The following is a 17,692-nucleotide window of genomic DNA, read 5'->3' as shown; positions in this document are numbered from 1 at the left end:
TTTCAGACGACCTTTAGCGCAAAGCGCTGAAGGGCCGCCCGGTCGATTGTTATGCCCAATCCCGGTCCGTCCGGGATGCGCACGACACCGTTTTCGTGTTCCAGCGGTTTGGTAACAACGGCTTGACGGAATGGGTTCTCCGTCCTGTCAAATTCCAAGATCGGATCGCGGGCGCCGGGGCGCGGTGGGCTGGGCGGCAGGGCAGCCATGAATTGCAGGCTGGCAGCGATCTGTACCGCCGTTCCCCAGACATGCGGCACAACACGAATGCCATGCAGCGCCGCGTGATCGGCAATGCGGCGTCCTTCGGTGAAGCCGCCGCAACCGCAAATGTCGGGCTGCAAGATATCGACCCGTCGGTTTTCAATCGGATCCTGCATACCCCAGCGGCCATGCCAGGTTTCGCCACCGGCCACCGGGATTGGTTGCCGTGCTTTGACCTCGGAATAAGCGTTCAAGAGTTCGGGCAGCACAGGTTCTTCGAACCAGTCCACCTTATATTCTGCCGCGCGCTGGCCCAGTTCGATCGCTTCCAGAGCGTCATAGCCGTGGTTCGCATCGATCATCAGCCGCATATCCGGACCGATGGCATCGCGCACGGCGGCGATGACGCACAGATCCTCTTCGACGTCGAAACCGATCTTAATCTTGACTGCATGGAACCCTTCGGCTCGATACCCTGCGACCTCTGCTGCGATATCGGCAACCCGGTCCACGTTGTCCTTTCGGAATGACCCGGTCGCATAGGCGCGGACAGTGTCGCGAAACCGCCCTCCCAACAGGGTGGAGACGGGAACCCCGAAATGCTTGCCCTTGATATCCCAGAGCGCGATGTCGATTCCGGACAAAGCGGTTACGGTCAGACCGCGCTGCCCCTGATCGCGCAGGGCGTTGTAAAGATCGATCCAGGTCTTTTCGGTTTCCAGCGGATCGCGCCCGATCAGCATCGGGGCATAGGCCTGCACAACCGACGCGTTGAGCAAGGCTGGCCCGAGGCATTCACCCCATCCGACCAGCCCATTGTCACAGGTGATTTCCACCAGCACATGTTGCCGCCGATCGAAACGCGCCGAGGCGCTTTCGAACGCGGTATCCAGTTTGAAATCAAGGATATGGGTCTGAACGGATGTGATTTTCATTACCTGTGCGCCTCGATCAGTGCGGCCAAAGCCAATTCTTCTTCTTTTGCCAGGTCGGTCAATGGCGCACGCACCGGTCCGGCGTCAAACCCGACAAGACGGACACCCGCTTTGATTGCCGAGACTGCATACCCACGTTTGCGATCACGGATATCCATGAACGGGTAGAAGAAGCTTTGCAAAAGCGCTTCGCACTTCGCCCGGTCACCGACGCGCAGGGCTTTGTAGAAGTCTTGCGCCAATCGCGGGACAAAGTTGAACACGGCCGAGGAATAGGTGGTGAACCCCGCGCCCAGATAGGCTTCGGCGAACAGCTCTGCCGTAGGCATCCCCCCCAGATAGGTCAGCCGGTCACCAACCAGGGCCGTCACTTTCCGCACTTCACCGATATCGCCGGTGCCATCCTTGAACCCAACAAGGTTGGGGCACACATCGCAAAGCCGCAGCAAAGTATCTGCCTCAAGTACTGTGATCCCGCGATTATACACCATCACTCCGATGGACACCGCATCGCACACCGCCTTTACATGCGCAAAAAGCCCCTCCTGCGGCGCGTCGATCAGATAATGGGGCAACAACAGGATGCCGTCCGCGCCCGCCTTTTCCGCGGCTCGGGCCAATTCCACGGCCATATGCGTGCCGTAGCCGCACCCGGCAATGATCGGGGTATTCCCCGCACCGACTTTAGCGCTTGCCACGATCTCGGGCACTTCGCGCGGGTCCAGCGAGAAGAACTCGCCGGTGCCGCCGGCCGCAAAAAGCGCCGTCGCGTCGAAACCGGCAAGCCAGTCGATATGTTTTTCATAAGGCGCCCGGTTGAACCGGCCCTCTTCGTCGAAGGGCGTAACCGGAAAAGAAAGCAGGCCGGCACCTAGGGCAGTTTTGAGCGTTTGTGGATCCATTGTCGATCTTCCCGTCCGCGTTGAAAGGTTGCTCGTACCATATGCCCGGCTAGATCATTGTCAACCACTTATATTATAAGTTGATGCAGCTTATCGTAACAATTCCCGATAACGGTTGCCACTCCCCTCAAGGTGCAGGCGCATCGCATCCCGGGCACCTTTTTCATCTTGGTCCGAGATCGCCCGGCAGATTTTTTCATGTTCTGCAAGGATTTGCTGCAGGTAACGTCGGGTTGCCGCCTCTTCCTCACTTGATTCGAGGCGCTGCCGCGGAATCACCCGATTCCCCATCAGTTCCAGGAATTCGGAAAACCGCCTGTTATTTGTCGCTGCCGCGATCGCCATATGGAACTCGAAATCGGCTTCAACCGTCGATTCTCCCACCTCGATGAGCGCCCGCATCTCGCCGCAGGCTTCCAGAATTGCGCCCTCCTGCGCGGGCGAGCGCCGCTTGGCCGCAAGCGCTGCAGCCTCAACTTCGACGGCGGTTCTGAGCTCCAAAAGCTCGATGATCGACGATATCTTATTGGGGGAAAACGATTTTAACATCGAGCTGGAAGGCATCGACTGGCTGATGACAAAAACGCCTGCCCCCTGCCGCGCCTCGACCAGGCCATCCGAGCGCAAAGATGCAATTGCCTCTCGCACAACCGTTCGGCTGACTTCATGTGATTCGGTCAGTGCTGCCTCGCTGGGCAGCTTTGCTCCCAACTGGTAGGCTCCGCTCAATATGTCTTCGCGCAGAGATGCAGCCAGTTTTTGCACGAGATTCGCCCTGACGGGCCGATTCCTTGCGCGCGATCTCGACATATCCTCAGAATTCATGGTCCGGCTTACCTCCTTAAAGACTTGTGCTTTAATATAGATGCATTCCGGCCTGTCAGACAACAATACGAAAATATATTGACTTAACTTGTCATATATGTTTGCTGATAACCAGTCACTCATATGACAGGTTGGACACCAAGGGAGGTTCCCATGAAATTCGTTAAACTCAGCACTGCCGCAAGCGCGATAGCGCTGGCCCTGACTTCAGCCGTTTCCGCTGCTGAACTGCGCGGCTGGAACACGCACGTGCCGGATTACCCAGTCTCTGTCGCTATGGATCGCTTCGGCGAACTGGTTGCCGAGCGCACCGAGGGCCGGATCGCCCCCAAGACCTATCATTCGGCGCAACTGGGCGAGCAGGACGACGCCATCGAGCAGATGCAGTTCGGCGGGGTGGATTTTGCGGTCTTCAATCTGGTGCCGCTGAACAACATCATTCCGGCAACGCAGGCCACCACCCTGCCCTACGCATTCAAGTCCATCGACCACATGCACCGGGTGATGGACGGCGATGTCGGCAAAGCCATCGGATCGCATATGGAAGATGCCAACATGGTGGCGCTGGCCTGGTATGACAGCGGCGCAAGGTCTTTCTACGCCAATCAACCGCTGAACTCGATGGCGGATCTAAAGGGGTTGAAAATCCGCGTGCAGAATTCGGACGTGAATGTCGCGATGGTCGAAGCCCTGGGTGGCAACGCAACACCTATCCCGTTCGGCGAGGTTTTCACCTCGATCCAATCCGGCGTTGTCGATGGGGCGGAAAACAACTGGCCGTCCTACGAGTCCACCGGCCACTTCGAAGTGGCTGGTCATTATCTGCTGGACCAGCACACAATCGTGCCCGAGGTTTTTGCCGTTAACAAATCCGTCTGGGACGGGTTGAGCCCCGAAGACCAGGACATTCTGCGTCAGGCTGCAATCGAAAGCGCAACCCTGCAGCGCCAACTCTGGGCTGAACGCGAAGCCAAGTCTGAAGAGATCGTGCGAGCTGCGGGCAATTCGATTGTCGAACTAGAGGACAAATCCGAGTTCATCAATGCGATGACACCGGTTTACGAGCAATTCGCAACCGATCCGGTGGTCCGCGATATCCTCACCCAGATTCAGGCTGTGGACTAAGCAAGAAACGGTAAGGTGCAGGGCAAGCGGGGTAACCGTTTGCCCTGCAGGGAGGACGATATGCATTGGAAAATATTTGACCGGCTTTCGGATTTCGTCATTTTGCTTGGCGGGATTTCTCTGGTCGGCTTGATCGGGATCATGGGATATCAGGTTTGGGGGCGGTACGTTCTCAACAGCACCCCGACCTGGGCCGAAAGCTTGGCTCTGCTTTTGATCTTGATGGTGTCTCTTCCCATCGCGGCGATCGGTCTGCGCGAGAATTTCCATCTCGGTCTCGACTTCCTGACCGAGCGCCTGCCGCATCCCGTTCAATCCACGTTGCGTATCTTCAACACGGTCGTGTTACTTTTGTTCGGTGCCGCAATGACTTGGCACTCAATCGGTTTGGTAACCGGCACTTGGAACCGCGACATCCCCCTGATCGGCCTGCCCCAGGGCGTCAAATACCTGCCGCTGGTGTTTTGCGGCATCCTGATCGTCTTGTTCATGATCGAACGGCTCGCCGGTCTGGTCTTCGGTGGCGGGACAATTGGCGAAGATATCTCGGAAGAAGGAAACTGAAATGGGTCTCGCAATTCTTCTCGGGGTCTTCACCATCTCAATGCTGGCCGGGATCCCCATCGCTTTCTGCCTCGGCATCGCCGCGTTCAGCGCCGCACTTGTCGAGGGCTTGCCGGAACTGATCGTTTTCCAGCGCATGGTGTCGGGGATGAGTGGTTTCACCCTGCTTGCCATTCCTTTCTTCGTTTTCGCAGGCGAACTGATGATGCACGGCGGCATCGCGATGCGGCTGGTGCGCTTCGCTGAAACGCTGGTCGGGCAGGTGCGCGGTGGCTTGGGCGTGGTCAATGTGCTCAGCTCGATGCTGTTCGGCGGCATCTCGGGTTCTGCGGTGGCGGACACATCAGCTTTGGGGTCGGTGATGATCCCGATGATGCGCGAACAAGGATACGACGACGACTATTCCGTCAACGTAACTGTGACCTCATCGATTGCGGGCATCATGATTCCGCCCAGCCACAATATGATCCTCTATGCGCTGGCCGCAGGCGGCGGCGTTTCGATCTCATCGCTGTTTCTGGCCGGTATCGTACCGGGATTCCTGATGTGCCTGATCCTGTCCGCGGCAACCTATCTGGTGGCTGTACGCCGGAGGTATCCGTCACAGAAATTTCCCGGCTGGATGGCCGTGTTTCTTGCAGGGGTCTACGCTATTCCGGGACTGATGACTGCGGTTGTCATCATTGGAGGCGTGCTGTCCGGCGTGTTCACGGTGACGGAATCCGCTGCCATCGGTGCGATCTGGGCGCTTCTGGTCACGCTGTTCGTGTATCGTTCCCTGACGTGGCAAGCCTTTTGGCAATCCGTCACCCAGGCAATCCGCACCACCGCACTGGTGATGATCCTGGTTGGCGCGGCAACAGCCTTTGCCTATTTCCTGGCGTTGTATCAGGTGCCCGACAAGATCCTCGGCCTGATGACAGCCGTTGCGGACAACAAGTTCGTTATTCTGCTTATGATCAATATAGCGCTGCTGATCCTGGGTATGTTCATGGACATGGCGGCGTTGATCCTGATCTGTACGCCTATCTTCCTGCCGGTGGTGCGCGAATTCGGAATGGACCCGGTCCAGTTTGGCATGCTGCTGATGATGAACCTTGGGTTGGGGCTTACCACGCCACCGGTCGGGTCCTGCCTTTTCGTCGGCTGCGCGGTTGCGAAGGTTCGCATCGAAAGTGTCATCAAAACCATCTGGCCTTTTTACCTTGCCATTTTTGCGGCGCTGATGCTGACGACCTATGTCCCGGCAATATCGCTGACGCTTCCCAGCCTGTTTGAATGAGGTAGTCGCAATGCTTGAAAAACTGCTGATCACTGGTGCCGGCGGAGCATTGGGCACAATGGTACGCCCACGCCTGGGCCACGTAGCTAAATCTCTGCGCGTAACCGCCCGCCGGGAGATCCCACTCAATGGGCCCGATGAAGAGTTGATGATCGGCGACTTGGCAGACGCAGCCTTTGTAGATCGTTTGGTGGAAGGATGCGACGGCGTGTTGCATTTGGGCGGCGTATCAGTCGAACAACCTTTCGCGCCTATTTTGCAGGGCAATATCGTCGGCATGTACAACCTGTACGACGCGGCGCAAAAGGCTGGGCAGCCGCGTATCCTGTTTGCCAGCTCGAACCATGCCATCGGGTATCACCCGGTGACGAAAAGGTTGGACGCCAATTCGGTGCCACGCCCCGACGGCCTTTATGGCGTATCCAAGGTATTCGGAGAGGCGCTGGCGACTATGTATTTCGACAAGCTTGGGCAGGAAACGGCAATTGTGCGCATCGGATCATGCTACGCCAAGCCGAAGGATCACCGTATGCTCAGCACATGGCTCAGCCCGAATGATTTCATTTCATTGATATCAAGGGTTTTTCAGGTCAAAACTCTGGGATGCCCGATCATCTATGGGGCTTCTGACAATGATGCGGGATGGTGGGACAATAGCCAAACTTTGGACTTGGGTTGGGTTCCCAAGGACAACTCCGAACACTTCCGCGCCGAACTGGATGCCAAGGTCGAAAAACCGGCGCCAGATGACATCGCGGCCAGATATCAGGGTGGCAGCTTTGCGGCAGCGCCGATAAGGAAGGACTGAAAACAAATGATCTCGGGAAAACACTATATCGCCGGTGAATGGATCGGCGGCACGGAAAACTTTGCCTCAGCACCCGCGATGGGGGCTCCGACGCAATTTTCCAAAGGCTCTCCGGCCTTTGTCGATCAGGCCGTGGAAGCCGCCGAAGCCGCGTTTTCAAGTTTTGGCCGGGCCAGCCGCGCGCGCCGCGCGGCTTTGCTCCGGACGATTGCCGACGAAATCGAGGCCCGCGGCGACGACCTGACTCAGATGGCCACACAAGAAACCGGTTTGCCCGAGACTAGACTGGTTGGCGAACGTGGCCGCACCACCGGGCAGCTTCGGCTGTTTGCGGATCATATCGAAAAAGGCGATTACCTAGACCTTCGGCATGACCCCGCATTGCCAGACCGGGCGCCTCTCCCCCGCCCGGACCTGCGCATGATACAACGCCCCATCGGTCCTGTAGCCGTATTTGGCGCGTCGAACTTTCCACTCGCATTCTCGACCGCCGGCGGTGACACGGCAGCGGCGTTGGCAGCGGGTTGCCCGGTGGTGGTAAAGGGGCACGAGGCACATCCGGGCACTGGAGAAATCGTGGCACAGGCCATTGCCGCCGCCGTCCAAAAATGCGGCGAACATCCAGGCGTGTTCTCACTGGTACAAGGGGGATCTGTCGAGGTCGGCACCCGGCTTGTCCAGCATCCGTTGATCCGGGCGGTGGGGTTCACCGGCAGTCTGCGGGGTGGCCGGGCCCTGTTCGACCTGTGCGCTGCACGACCCGATCCGATCCCGTTCTTCGGTGAACTTGGATCAATCAATCCGGTCTTTGTACTGCCCGCAGCCGCCGAAAACCGCGCCGTAGGTATTGCCGAGGGATGGGCGGCCGCCCTGACCATGGGCGCAGGCCAGTTTTGCACAAACCCCGGCATTGTCCTGATCGAGGACGGGCCGTTTGCCGACGCCTTTGTTGCGATGGCTGAATCGGCGCTGGCACAGGTCCCTGAGCAGGCAATGCTGACGGATGGCATCGCCTCGGCATTTCGTGATGGAACCGCCGCCGCAACAGCCCGCACCGGCGTCACAAAGGTGATGGGCGATACAAAAGAGGCCCGATCGGCCTTGCCGGTGCTGCTGACGGTCTCGGGTGAAACCTGGCTGGAGGACGCAGCCCTGCACCATGAGGTTTTCGGCCCCTTCGGGATTGTCGTGCGTGTCAAGGATACTCAGCAGATGCAACTCATCGCCGCCCGATTGGACGGGCAACTGACCTGCACCCTTCACATGGACGATCAGGACATGGAACAGGCAGGTCAGCTGATGCCAGTGCTTGAACGCAAGGCCGGGCGGGTGCTTGTCAATGGGTTCCCAACCGGAGTCGAGGTGTGTGACAGCATGGTTCACGGCGGCCCCTACCCTGCATCGACCAATTTAGGCGCAACTTCGGTCGGGACACTGGCAATTCGCCGGTTCCTGCGACCGGTCTGTTATCAGAACGTGCCCGAGGCCCTTATCGAAGAAGCAATCGCCTGATGGTCGTGCCATCGGTTGACGCGGTTCATCGGATTACCAAGAAGGCGTCGAAAATGTCTTTGGGGAAAGCAGTCTCGCTTAGGCGAATGACGGATGACCGGGAAATATTTCGGATGACCTCACTCGATCAACTCCCCCCGATCCGCGATGCGCTCAGGCCGAAAGCGGCGGCAGGCGCTGATCCGGAGGCCGATATGATCCGGTTCAAACGCCTCGTCATCGAAAACTTTCAGGACCACATGACGGCCATGCTGCTCGATCCCGGCTACGCCGTTGCGGCATGCGTTGAAGCCTTGAAACCAGACAAGGGCCTGTTCATCTCGTTAGAGGACCCCTACTCGCCCAAAACCGAAGTAGGGGCCACGAAAACGGAACTTACGGCAGACTGGACGGTGGGCAAAGCCAAACGCATTGGCGGCGACGCGGTCAAGCTCTTGATCTGGTACCGCCCCGACGGGGCACCCGACGTCAATGCGCATCAGCAAAACCTAGTACGTCAGGTAGGCGAACTGTGCCAGCATTACGACATCCCGTTCATTCTGGAATTACTTGCCTATCCGGGCGACAAACGGTCGGACGGGCCAGAAAACACAGTGCTGGACTCTGTCGCAACCTTTGCCCAGCCCGAATATCACGTCGACGCGTTTCTATTCGAAAGCCCGGTTCCGGCGATGGAAATTCCCGAGTTTGATGGCGACGGATCGGCTCTGGTTCTGGACTGCTACAAAAGGCTGAGTGAGATCGCCGGTCGCCCGTGGATAATGATGTCGATGGGGGCAGATATGGAGCAGTTTCACCGTATAATGCGCTTTGCCTATGCTGCGGGATGCTCTGGCTATTTGGCCGGGCGGGCCTATTGGCTTGACGCTTTGGAACGCTACCCGAATTGGAGCGAGGTATCGTCGGTCATGGCCGCAACCGTTCGGATCTTTGTCGAACCGCTGAATGCCCTGACCAAGACGCACGCTGCGCCGGATCACGCGTTTCACGCGATATCGAACAGGCAAACAGGTGCCCAATTCTGTCGATCCTATCAGGATCTTTAAAACAGGAACCCGTTACCACTCTCCGATCCGTGCGTCGCACGGCTAGAAAACACCTGAAATGGCGGTGAACTGATTGATTGCGAACTCGTCTACACTCGGCGAGATCTCCTAATTCTGATCAAAATACGCTGCGGATACTACAACTCCAAACGCCCTCATGACACTCTGGGCAATCTTGCAGTTCCATAAACAACCAAGATTGAAACGCATTTGAATCTAGCGCATAGTCGCTTGAAGCTGTTCTATCCAATCGCAAATAGTCGAAGAAAATCAAGGTGCTTAAACAGTGCCATGATTTCACTAAGATCAATTCCGATAGCAGAGGCCGCAATGCGTGCAGTTAGTATACTGAAGACCTTCCCTGCCCACTTCGCAATGACACCGTTCAAGGCGCAGGAACTCGTCACGGTCCCACTAGAAAACGGTGGGCATTCGCCGTGTCTGAAACAGGATTTTCCAATCTGGTACTGCTCAACGATACGCGCCTTCATACCGCTAGTTCGATCTATGTCGGCTTTTCTCTGGCGGCCCTGTCCGCCTACGGCACCAAAACACTCGGAGGCCAGCGGCCTGACGTTGTCCCAGTTTCGATACAGGATCCCGCCTGAGCATCTCCAATCTGGTTCACTCCATGCTAGTATTTTCGGGTGGGCAATTTTGCCGCCTTCCCGCACTTCACGTGGAAACGTAGTCTGATATGTCCATCCTCAAAGAACCTTTGTTTCACTTTTTTCTTCTGGGCATCGCGATCTTCGGTTGGTTCAGCTATCTGAATGATCCGCCGTCTGTACGCGACGACGGCGGTCAGATCGTTATCGACGAACAGGATATCGACCGCCTGATCAACCAATTCCAATCAACTTGGCAACGTCTGCCAACGCCTCAGGAATTAAACGGGATGCAAGACGCCCTCCTGCGGCAAGAGGTTCTGGTCCGCGAGGCCCGCGCTCTTGGTCTGGATCAGGGCGACAGTGTGGTACGCAACCGGCTGGCTCAGAAAATGGAATTCCTGACCTTGTCGCTGGCCCAATCAACCAATCCGGATGACGCGACACTGCAGGCCCATCTGGCTGAGAACCACGAGCGGTTTATGCAGCCTGGCCGGGTGGCGTTCCAGCAGATCGGGCTGGAGCTATCTACAGATCCGACACAGATCGAGGCCGTGCTGGTTGCGCTGAACGGTGGGGCCGACCCGGCGCAGTTCTCAGGTCCAAGCCTGCTGCCACCCAACCAACCGCTTAGCAATGCCCGGCAGGTGGACACCAAGTTTGGTCGTGGTTTTTTTGCCTCCCTAGCAGAGCTTCCGAAAGGCAAATGGGGAGGGCCGGTTCCGTCAAGCTATGGGTTACATCTTGTCAAGATTGACATCAGCGAACCCGCAAGCCTGCCGTCCCTCGATCAAATTCGTGACGACGTCTTGTTTGATTGGCGGCGTGATTTGAAAAACGAACTTTCAGACGCGCAATTTGACGCGCTGCAGGCGAAATACGAAGTCACGGCCCCGACTGCCGAGGATATCGCCCGGAGATTGGGCCAGTGATTAAACGCTTTCTGCTGATCTTGCTGCTTGTTCTACTGCCCGGCGTCCAAGCCTATGGGCACGCATTGGAGCCGGGATTTGCAGATGTCCGCCAATTGACATCACAAACGTGGCAAGTTTTTTGGCGCAAGCCCGATGTTGCGGGCAGGCCTATGGCAATTGAGCTGCAACTTCCCGAAACCTGCACCCCGAGGGACGGTCCTGAACCGGGATTTGACGGCTCGGCCTGGATCGCGGCTTGGGTCGCGGATTGCCCCGGTGGTCTGTCGCAAGGAACGGTTGCTGTTTTGGGGCTGTCAGCGCAGCGGACCGACGTTCTGTTGCGGCTTCAACTGCTGGATGGGGCCACTGAAACTACCCGACTGACGCCGGACCAAGCCGAGTATCTCGTTCCCGAACAACCCGGTACTCTGGGCATCTTCACCAGTTATCTAGCTCTGGGTTTTGAGCATATCCTTGAGGGCTGGGATCATCTTCTTTTCGTGTTTGCCCTATTGTTGTTGATCCGGGATTTTTGGCGGCTGGTCGGCGCAATTACCGCCTTTACGCTTGCCCATTCCATTACTCTGGCGCTGGCGGCGCTAGGTCATGTTTTGGTGCCTGGCCCTCCGGTCGAGGCAATCATCGCGCTTTCTATTGTTTTTCTGGCTGTTGAAACACTCAAATCGCGTGATGGACATGAGCGTTTATCCGAACGGTTCCCTTGGCTAATCGCTTTTGCTTTCGGGCTCCTGCATGGGCTGGGGTTTGCCGGCGCCCTACGCGAGATCGGTTTACCAACCCAGGACGTCGCTACAGCTCTGCTGGCTTTCAATTTGGGTGTGGAGGCCGGACAGCTTGCATTTGTAAGTGTTGTTCTGATGGCCGCACTGCTATTGCGCGCCATTGCGCCGCGAGTAGCTGCAATGTGGCGGGTCCCCGGCAGCACCTCTGGCGCCGTCATCAGCTATTGCGTCGGCGCGATCGCAACATTCTGGTTCGTTGAACGAATTATGTCTTTCTGAGGCGCTTGGCGCCAAAGCAATGCGACTACTCTGCTAACGGCAGCTTTGCTGGAAGGCCGATCGTGTTTCGCGGACCTGTTTCTTTGCCATTAAATCGCGTTCGCAAACCCACATTCAGCTCCGGTCAGAACGAGGGCTACAAAGCGCGGTGAAGCTGCCGTTTGTCGCTTTGGAACATTGTTTTGCTCAGAACCTTTAAGCGCAGTCGCAATTTTTGTCTTGTGACAAGTGGCAAAACAAAGCAACGTCGAACCAGTTTTTTGGTTCAGGAAAAATAAGGTAGACTACATGGCTGGAAAATTTGAAATCTTCGAAGATAAAGCCGGAGAGTATCGGTTTCGGTTGAAGGCCGGAAATGGTGAAATCATTTTGGCCAGTGAAGGCTATGTCCAAAAAGCCAGTGCCGAAAACGGCATTGAATCAGTGAAATCGAACGCCGCGAATGACGACAGGTACGAACGCAAGGAAACCAAGTCCGGTGGGCACATGTTTAACCTGAAAGCCAGCAATGGGCAGGTAATTGGCACCAGCGAAAGCTACAGCAGCGGATCAGCTCGGGACAATGGTATTGAATCCGTCAAACGAAACGCGCCCGAAGCACGTGTCGAAGACTTGACCTGATTAAGGCAGAGCGTTTTATCTGAAATTCAATCCGGTGGCGGAGCAACGCTCAGCCGCCGGTCATTTCAGGGGGCGTTTACAGAGTTCGGTCACGATGGCCGTTGTCGCGAGTGAAATTCTTTGAAGAGTTAGCGTTGGAATTTACCTCGCTCACAAAGTGCTATGTGCAACAAGGAAGACGTTAGAAACGTCTGGGCGATGCCCGTTGTGATTTCCTTGGTCAAACTAATGTTTCAGGGACGCCGCCAAAAAAACTGAGGCGCCCCATTTCAACCAAGAGATATGAGTAATCAGCTGGACGGCACCCGCAAATCCTACGCGATCCAACCTAGGTTAAATCCATCGGACGGAAACACTTTGTGCGCATAGCCATCTAGCGAGCGTTCGGATCCATCATGGCATCCGTTATGCCTTGAACGTCCAGATCGAAACTTGCCTGCCGAGGCGGATACTCCTCGGACGAAGCAAAGAACTCCAGAGCGACAGCTGCTGCCGGACCCAGCGCCCATGGGCGATTTTCCTGCCACTCGTCAAACCCACGCGTTTCGTGAAACCGCTCAAAAGGATCAAGATCGAGGCGGGTGATCAAAGGCGTCACCAACTGGTTCTGAATCCCATTGAACCACTTGTCTTGCTCGGTAAAGAGAAACTTCCACTCTCCAAATCGTAGACCATGGAAGGTCGTCTCCGAGAAAAACGGGAAGAACACTCGGTTGGATGGCCCTTCACCAGTTAGCACAGGCGTCTGGTCGACTCCGTCAATATGAACGCGATATTCCACGCCATTGATCTCAGCCCCGTCCAGCAGATCTTCCGCAAGGCTCGGTTGGCCGAGAAGCGACATGATCGTGGGAACCCAATCCTCCATTGCTACCAGTTCACCCGTCGTTGTTCCCGGTTCCACCACGCCGGGCCACTTGATCATCGCGGGAACTTTGAAGCCGCCCTCATAGCCCCCGACACCCTTGTCGGCTCTGAACGGATGATTGCCACTATCAGGCCAGGAGTTCGAAGCGGCGCCATTGTCTGTTGAGAACATCACGACCGTATTGTCCGCCACACCCAACTCATCAAGTAGTTCAAGCAGCGCTCCGACGTCGTCGTCAAGCTCTACCATACCGTCGGCATATACGTTGCCGGTGCCCGTAATGCCGTCGTATTCGTCGCTCAGGTTGGTACGATAGTGCATCCGCGTAGTATTGTGCCAAACGAAAAACGGCTCTCCTGCCGCTACCTGTTGTTCGCCTCCGTCTTCGGCCGCGAAGGAATGCATGACATCGCGTTGTGCGAAAGGTGATGTTTTAAAAAAAATTCCGTAGGATAGTCAGCCTGCTCTACATATTCACCGGCATTGAGGTGATACAGAATGCCGAAGAACTCATCGAAACCATGCGCTGTTGGAAGATATTCGTCCCGATCGCCAAGTTGGTTCTTGCCAAACTGACCAGTCCGATATCCCAGAGGTTTGAGCATTTTGGCCAGGGTCGGGTCCTCTGGCTGAAGACCTTGTTCCGCGCCTGGCAAGCCGACGGTCGATAACCCCGTTCGGATCGGGTACCGCCCAGTAAGGAGCGCTGCGGGTCCCGCCGTACAGGAGGCATGGGCGTAGTGATCCATAACGAGAAGGCCATCTTCTGCGATGCGATCGATGTTTGGCGTTTCGCAACACATCATACCGCGGTGATAGGCAGAGATGTTCCACATTCTGACATCGTCGCCCCAAATGACAAGGATGTTGGGGCGGTCAGAGCTTTGCGCCAAAGCCATCGCAGGCGACAAAATGAGGGCCGCCGCGGCTAAGAGATTTTAAAGTTTATAAGAATAAACCTCCTTAAGTGCACAGATTTCAGGTTGCTCTACAAAGCAGATTCTTCTTTTAAAATAAATAAGTAAGATCGCCCGAAGCTGGGGCACTGGTGCCTTAACAGGAAATTGGGGGAATATGCATTTTTAGCCTGATTCTGCGATCAACTACGGTAAGCCAGCAGAGCTCGGGCGGATCTCGTTCAGACTTCAAATATCTGCAATCAAGCCGGATGCATCCAGTTTGAACTTCGCGCGCGACATCCTGATGTCGCCGGTTTTGTATACAGCCTCAACAGCGTGCAGTAGCGATCGGCTATGATACGCGCATTAAATGAAAACTGGGCTCTGTTTCTTGGGATGCTGATGCTCATGGTTGCCAACGGCCTTTTGGCGACCCTGCTGACTATTCGGGGCGCAAGCCTTGGGTTCAGCGATTTCACGATTTCCGTCATGCAGGCCAGCTACCCCCTTGGTGCGCTGGCGGGCACCGCCCTGGCGCCGAGGTTGGTTGAAAACGTCGGGCACATTCGCGCATTTTCTGCCCTTGCGTCTTTGGTTTCCATCGCAGCCATTGTGCACCTATTGACCAGTGATGCCATCAGCTGGAGCATCATGCGGTTGCTTGGCGGGTTTTGTTATCCAGGTCTCTACGTGATCACCGAGAGTTGGCTGAACGCAAAATCTGAAAACAACACGCGCGCTCAGGTTCTGTCGCTATATTTTATTATTCAGCTTGCCGGGCCTGCCCTAGGCACAGCACTGGTCGGCTTCCCCGATCCCACGGGAAACTTGCTGTTTGGCCTCGTATCAATTCTAATTTCACTGTCCATTGTACCGTTGCTTTTGTCCGGCAACAAAGCACCGGATTACGTCGCGCCGGAACGCATGTCCGTCTCTGGGTTGTACAAGATTTCACCTGTCGCCGTTCTTGGTATCACTATTGTCAGCATTGGCGTTTCAGCTTCTTACATCACGTTGCCCCTTTACGCCCTGCAACAAGGATTTACGGCTGCACAGGCCTCTGGCGCACTCGTCGCAGCCCTGATCGCCGGGGCGCTTGTCCAATATCCTATCGGCTGGATTTCCGATCACACTGACAGGCGCTACGTGATCATTGGGTTGGGAGTTATTACAACTCTGGCCAGTCTGTGGATGGCCTTGGATACGTCAGCGGCGCATATTGTGTATGGGTTTGTTCTCGTTGCGATCGGATTGTACCCCGCCTATTCAATCCTTACGGCGCATGCGAACGATCAACTTAAACTGGCTCAAATCGTGCCGGCCAGTGGCACCATGGTCTTGCTTTTGAACATAGGTCTGCTCATTGGTACGCTGCTGGGTCCCAACTCCATATCTCTGTTCGGTGGCCGGGGTCTGCAGTTTCTTCTGGCGGGACTAGGTGCAATCGTGGCGCTGGTTGCATTGATCCGGCGGGTTCAAGTTGCCGCTCCAACTGAAACCGGGGACGTACAGGTTGTTGGCGTCATCGGCACTGCACAACCAGGCGTATTACAGGCCGAGGCGCTGATTCAAGAAGAAGACCCGGATGCAGGGCAGTTAAATAGGTAAAGGTGTGTTTTTCGTTCCTGGTATCAGGCGCCTTGCTTTGGCAACAGGGCAGTGAAGAAAGCCAAGAAGATCAGGCTCCAATCTAAAACTGGTCGACGCAAGGCAATCCTCAGTGCCAGATGTCTGGAAGCTTTTCCTTTTTTCGGGCCATGAAACCGCACAACCCATCGTCGACCCCCTCATCAAGAGGTGGCGCTTCGTAGGCTCTGAGTTGCTCTTTCCACTTCTGGTTGGCGCGCTGAGCCATGTCTGTGCCGCCCTTTTCGAACCAGGTTTCAAACGCTTGCGTGTCTGACAATTCGGCATCGTAAAAGGCGGTTTCGTAGTGCCTTAGCGTGTGTTCACATCCAAAGAAGTGGCCACCCGGGCCTACCTCGGCAAAGGCGTCCATAGCAAAGGCGTCCTGTTCCATTGGCAGCCCTTTAAGGAAACGGTGCATAGCACCCAGATAATCTGCATCCATGACCAGTTTTTCGTAAGACAGGGTCAGTGCCCCTTCCAGCCAGCCCGCGGATTGCAAGACAAAATTTGCCCCACTCAGAACAGAGGCATGTAAGGCGGTCACGCTTTCCATCATCGACTGCGCATCCGGCAGTTTGGAGCTGGTGAATGCGCCCGAGCACCGAATTGGAAGGCCAACGCGCCGCGCGAGCTGCCCGGCTACGTAGGACGCCAGCGCCGATTCCGGGGTGCCGAAAGTAGGCGAGCCAGATTTCAGATCCACCGACGTGACAAAGTTGCCAAAGACTACCGGTGCACCCGGCCGGGCAAGTTGCGCAAGCGCGCAACCCACCAACACCTCGGAATAAGCCTGAGTCACGGCAGCAATCATCGACACCGGGGCCGTCGCGCCGCCCAAAACGAAGGGAACGATGACAGGGCATTGCCCAGCAGCCGCGTAGGTGCGGATTGCACCGGACATCGCGTGATCGAAAACCAATGGTGAGTTCATGTTGATGTTGCCCATGATCACGCAATTTTCGTCGACAAAGTCGCGCCCGAATACAATACGCGCCATTTCGATACTGTCTGCGGCGCGCTCGGGTGCGGTCACCGATCCCATGAAGGGCTTATCGCTCCATTTGAGATGGGCATAGACCATATCCAGATGCCGTTTGTTCACTGGCAGATCTGTCGGCTCGCAGGTCGTTCCACCCGAATGATGCAGCCAAGGCGAGGCATACACCAGCTTGGTCAGGTTTTCGAAGTCCTGAATGGTGCCATAGCGGCGCCCATTGTCGAGGTCGCTGACAAACGGCATTCCGTAAGCAGGTGCAAACACGACATTGTTTCCGCCAAGTTCGATCGTCCGCGCCGGGTTGCGTGCATGTTGGTGGAATATCTTCGGCGCGGTCTTGAGCAATTTGTAGAGCAAACCAGACGGGAACCGCACCCGATCCCCACAGACGTCTGCGCCCGCCTTGCGCCAGAGATCCAAGGCTTCGAGATCGTCTATGAACCGAACCCCGACCTCGTTCAATAGACGCTCGGAATGCGCCTCGATCATCTCCAGACCTTCCTCACGCATCAGGTCATACGTTGGTATCTCACGGCGAACACCCGTGATGATCAAAGGCTCTGAGATACTCGAACTGCGACGCTCCCGGCGCCGGTGAGCGGTACGTGGCATGATACACCCTGCGACTCATGGCATGTTCAGACATGCTCACGTGGTTTGCAGGTCGGAACTGCATCAGAAACGACAGCAGCGATCTTTCGCGACATCAAATCCTTCAGGGTCAGTAACAATCCCGACAATTGCCCAGTTTGATGTCGGCGTCCTTGCGTCTCGATAAATTGCTTGCTCAGTTTCGCCCCTGTTCGATCCGGCCCAGCAGTATGGAACCAAGCAGAATTGCAAGGCCTGCCAAAATCCTCGGCCCTGCATCGCGCTCGGCGCAATAGGACCAAGCGCGGTTGTGATGCTTAGGACAGAGCCATCTTTCACC

General features: G+C 56.2%; 16 protein-coding genes. 10 read left to right on the top strand and 6 right to left on the bottom strand.

Translation table 11 applies throughout. The annotated features are described in order from the left end of the window. Nucleotides 1–2: 2 nt before the first annotated feature. The 3 genes from ABLN94_RS16365 to ABLN94_RS16355 form a co-directional block, all read right to left on the bottom strand. The gene (locus tag ABLN94_RS16365) at nucleotides 3–1,139 is read right to left on the bottom strand and encodes a mandelate racemase/muconate lactonizing enzyme family protein (protein WP_352994248.1); all 1,137 of its coding nucleotides are present in this window, start codon (nucleotides 1,137–1,139) and stop codon (nucleotides 3–5) included. Beyond that, the gene (gene kdgD, locus ABLN94_RS16360) at nucleotides 1,139–2,041 is read right to left on the bottom strand and encodes a 5-dehydro-4-deoxyglucarate dehydratase (protein ID WP_352994246.1); all 903 of its coding nucleotides are present in this window, start codon (nucleotides 2,039–2,041) and stop codon (nucleotides 1,139–1,141) included. Before kdgD ends, ABLN94_RS16365 begins: the two co-directional genes overlap by 1 nt. A 90-nt stretch (nucleotides 2,042–2,131) precedes the next feature. Further along, nucleotides 2,132–2,806, bottom strand: coding sequence for a FadR/GntR family transcriptional regulator (locus ABLN94_RS16355; RefSeq protein WP_352994244.1), 675 nt, complete (start codon nucleotides 2,804–2,806; stop codon nucleotides 2,132–2,134). A 213-nt stretch (nucleotides 2,807–3,019) separates the two neighbouring features. Here ABLN94_RS16355 and ABLN94_RS16350 point away from each other — a divergent pair, with 213 nt between their 5' ends. The 9 genes from ABLN94_RS16350 (at nucleotide 3,020) to ABLN94_RS16310 (ending at nucleotide 12,368) form a co-directional block, all read left to right on the top strand. Next, nucleotides 3,020–3,991 (top strand): TRAP transporter substrate-binding protein, encoded by a 972-nt coding sequence (locus tag ABLN94_RS16350; protein ID WP_352994241.1) that lies wholly within the window; start codon nucleotides 3,020–3,022, stop codon nucleotides 3,989–3,991. Nucleotides 3,992–4,051: 60 nt separating this feature from the next. After that, nucleotides 4,052–4,555 carry a TRAP transporter small permease gene (locus tag ABLN94_RS16345; protein ID WP_352994238.1) on the top strand — a complete coding sequence of 168 codons (504 nt, stop codon included), beginning with the start codon at nucleotides 4,052–4,054 and terminating at the stop codon, nucleotides 4,553–4,555. Nucleotide 4,556: 1 nt separating this feature from the next. Further along, nucleotides 4,557–5,837 carry a TRAP transporter large permease gene (locus tag ABLN94_RS16340; protein WP_352994235.1) on the top strand — a complete coding sequence of 427 codons (1,281 nt, stop codon included), beginning with the start codon at nucleotides 4,557–4,559 and terminating at the stop codon, nucleotides 5,835–5,837. Between the two features lie 10 nt (nucleotides 5,838–5,847). Beyond that, nucleotides 5,848–6,645: an NAD-dependent epimerase/dehydratase family protein gene (locus ABLN94_RS16335; RefSeq protein WP_352994232.1), complete on the top strand. Its 798-nt coding sequence runs from the start codon at nucleotides 5,848–5,850 to the stop codon at nucleotides 6,643–6,645. Nucleotides 6,646–6,651: 6 nt separating this feature from the next. Next, a complete protein-coding gene (locus tag ABLN94_RS16330) occupies nucleotides 6,652–8,157 on the top strand; it encodes an aldehyde dehydrogenase (NADP(+)) (RefSeq protein ID WP_352994229.1) in 1,506 nt (501 codons plus the stop codon). Then, nucleotides 8,157–9,203, top strand: coding sequence for a tagatose 1,6-diphosphate aldolase (locus ABLN94_RS16325; RefSeq protein ID WP_352994226.1), 1,047 nt, complete (start codon nucleotides 8,157–8,159; stop codon nucleotides 9,201–9,203). Before ABLN94_RS16330 ends, ABLN94_RS16325 begins: the two co-directional genes overlap by 1 nt. A gap of 697 nt (nucleotides 9,204–9,900) precedes the next feature. Then, nucleotides 9,901–10,743: a peptidylprolyl isomerase gene (locus tag ABLN94_RS16320; protein ID WP_352994223.1), complete on the top strand. Its 843-nt coding sequence runs from the start codon at nucleotides 9,901–9,903 to the stop codon at nucleotides 10,741–10,743. Then, complete coding sequence (locus tag ABLN94_RS16315) at nucleotides 10,740–11,747, top strand: HupE/UreJ family protein (protein ID WP_352994221.1); 1,008 nt, start codon at nucleotides 10,740–10,742, stop codon at nucleotides 11,745–11,747. The genes ABLN94_RS16320 and ABLN94_RS16315 overlap by 4 nt, the downstream gene beginning before the upstream one ends. Nucleotides 11,748–12,035: 288 nt before the next feature. Then, entirely contained in the window at nucleotides 12,036–12,368 is a 333-nt protein-coding gene (locus tag ABLN94_RS16310; RefSeq protein ID WP_352994218.1) for a YegP family protein, read from the top strand. 373 nt (nucleotides 12,369–12,741) lie between these two features. On the opposite strand, the gene ABLN94_RS16305 is transcribed toward ABLN94_RS16310, so the two are convergent. After that, a complete protein-coding gene (locus ABLN94_RS16305; protein ID WP_352994215.1) occupies nucleotides 12,742–13,641 on the bottom strand; it encodes a sulfatase-like hydrolase/transferase in 900 nt (299 codons plus the stop codon). Further along, nucleotides 13,599–14,072, bottom strand: a complete 474-nt coding sequence (locus ABLN94_RS16300) for a sulfatase-like hydrolase/transferase (RefSeq protein WP_352994212.1) — start codon at nucleotides 14,070–14,072, stop codon at nucleotides 13,599–13,601. Before ABLN94_RS16300 ends, ABLN94_RS16305 begins: the two co-directional genes overlap by 43 nt. Before the next feature lie 417 nt (nucleotides 14,073–14,489). Here ABLN94_RS16300 and ABLN94_RS16295 point away from each other — a divergent pair, with 417 nt between their 5' ends. Further along, nucleotides 14,490–15,743, top strand: a complete 1,254-nt coding sequence (locus ABLN94_RS16295) for an MFS transporter (protein WP_352994210.1) — start codon at nucleotides 14,490–14,492, stop codon at nucleotides 15,741–15,743. A 109-nt stretch (nucleotides 15,744–15,852) separates the two neighbouring features. Here the strand turns inward: ABLN94_RS16295 and ABLN94_RS16290 are convergent, their stop codons facing one another. Further along, nucleotides 15,853–17,373 (bottom strand): trimethylamine methyltransferase family protein, encoded by a 1,521-nt coding sequence (locus ABLN94_RS16290; protein WP_352994208.1) that lies wholly within the window; start codon nucleotides 17,371–17,373, stop codon nucleotides 15,853–15,855. Nucleotides 17,374–17,692: the final 319 nt, after the last annotated feature.

It is taken from the genome of Ruegeria sp. SCP11 (assembly GCF_040329455.1).
GTDB lineage: Bacteria > Pseudomonadota > Alphaproteobacteria > Rhodobacterales > Rhodobacteraceae > Ruegeria > Ruegeria atlantica_E.
The sequence above is the reverse complement of the archived record's forward strand: the minus strand, read 5'-3'. Positions and strand labels throughout refer to the sequence as shown.

Bases quoted from the DNA above. Each gene is read 5' to 3' on its own strand.
- ABLN94_RS16345 (WP_352994238.1), top strand. From the start codon at position 4,052: ATGCATTGGAAAATATTTGACCGGCTTTCGGATTTCGTCATTTTGCTT.
- ABLN94_RS16305 (WP_352994215.1), bottom strand. From the start codon at position 13,641: ATGCATTCCTTCGCGGCCGAAGACGGAGGCGAACAACAGGTAGCGGCA.
- ABLN94_RS16350 (WP_352994241.1), top strand. From the start codon at position 3,020: ATGAAATTCGTTAAACTCAGCACTGCCGCAAGCGCGATAGCGCTGGCC.
- ABLN94_RS16300 (WP_352994212.1), bottom strand. From the start codon at position 14,072: ATGTGGAACATCTCTGCCTATCACCGCGGTATGATGTGTTGCGAAACG.
- ABLN94_RS16330 (WP_352994229.1), top strand. From the start codon at position 6,652: ATGATCTCGGGAAAACACTATATCGCCGGTGAATGGATCGGCGGCACG.
- ABLN94_RS16310 (WP_352994218.1), top strand. From the start codon at position 12,036: ATGGCTGGAAAATTTGAAATCTTCGAAGATAAAGCCGGAGAGTATCGG.
- kdgD (WP_352994246.1), bottom strand. From the start codon at position 2,041: ATGGATCCACAAACGCTCAAAACTGCCCTAGGTGCCGGCCTGCTTTCT.
- ABLN94_RS16365 (WP_352994248.1), bottom strand. From the start codon at position 1,139: ATGAAAATCACATCCGTTCAGACCCATATCCTTGATTTCAAACTGGAT.
- ABLN94_RS16320 (WP_352994223.1), top strand. From the start codon at position 9,901: ATGTCCATCCTCAAAGAACCTTTGTTTCACTTTTTTCTTCTGGGCATC.
- ABLN94_RS16325 (WP_352994226.1), top strand. From the start codon at position 8,157: ATGGTCGTGCCATCGGTTGACGCGGTTCATCGGATTACCAAGAAGGCG.
- ABLN94_RS16340 (WP_352994235.1), top strand. From the start codon at position 4,557: ATGGGTCTCGCAATTCTTCTCGGGGTCTTCACCATCTCAATGCTGGCC.
- ABLN94_RS16335 (WP_352994232.1), top strand. From the start codon at position 5,848: ATGCTTGAAAAACTGCTGATCACTGGTGCCGGCGGAGCATTGGGCACA.
- ABLN94_RS16290 (WP_352994208.1), bottom strand. From the start codon at position 17,373: ATGCCACGTACCGCTCACCGGCGCCGGGAGCGTCGCAGTTCGAGTATC.
- ABLN94_RS16295 (WP_352994210.1), top strand. From the start codon at position 14,490: ATGATACGCGCATTAAATGAAAACTGGGCTCTGTTTCTTGGGATGCTG.